The organism is Mesorhizobium sp. M4A.F.Ca.ET.050.02.1.1, assembly GCF_003997725.1.
Classification (GTDB): Bacteria; Pseudomonadota; Alphaproteobacteria; order Rhizobiales; family Rhizobiaceae; genus Mesorhizobium.
The window spans coordinates 1-824 of sequence record NZ_RZSG01001325.1 but is presented as its reverse complement, the minus strand read 5'-3'; the positions used below and the strand labels follow the sequence as shown (position 1 = coordinate 824).

General features: G+C 67.6%; 1 protein-coding gene. It reads left to right on the top strand.

Features of this window, described 5'->3' with window-relative positions:
- On the top strand, positions 1-824 hold an 824-nt coding region (locus EOA33_RS37255; RefSeq protein ID WP_145989580.1), incomplete at both ends, for an ATP-binding cassette domain-containing protein.

The following is an 824-nucleotide window of genomic DNA, read 5'->3' as shown; positions in this document are numbered from 1 at the left end:
GTCGTAATGCGCGGCGGCCGCATCGTCGGCGCCTTTGCCAGGCCGATCGACTTCCCGGCGGCGGTGGCCGCAATGATCGGCCGCCCGCTGGAAGCTGCCACCCGTCGCGACAAGGCGTCGACCGCGCCGGTGATCCTGTCGATCAAGGGTGCCAGGCTGGTCGCTGGCGCCGAGCCCTTCGACCTCGATCTCCGCTCGGGCGAGGTCGTCGCCATCATCGGCACGCTTGGTTCCGGCAAGAGCCGGCTGCTGCGCGCGCTGTTTGGCCTCGAAATCCTTGCCGAAGGCAATTTCGAGATCGACGGAAAACCCTGGCTTTCGAACGGGCCAGGACAGTCGATCCAGAAGGGCGTCTTCATGGCCGCCGAGGATCGCTGGCAATCATCGCTGCTGCCTTCGGAAGTTCCCGGCGCCACCATCGCCGGCACCATCGCCCTGCCGCATCTCAGCCGCTGGTTTCCAGGCGGCCTGCTCAGGACCCAGCGCGAGCGAAAGGTTTCCGCCGAGGCGATAGTGCGGCTTGGCATCAAGGCGCGCGGACCGGACGACACGTTGGACGAACTTTCCGGCGGCAACCAGCAGAAGGTCGTGCTCGCCCGCTGGCAGGCGGCACCCTGCCGGCTGCTCTTGCTCGACGAACCGTTCCAAGGCGTCGATGTCGGCGCGCGCGCCGACCTGATCGCCGCCATCCGCGGCAGCCAGAGCGGCTCGGCGACCCTGATCGCGACCAGCGATGCCGAGGAAGCGCTGGAGGTTGCCGACCGCATCCTCGTCATGCGCAACCATTCCCTTCATACGGCCGAAGACGGCCATGGCTCGCTCAC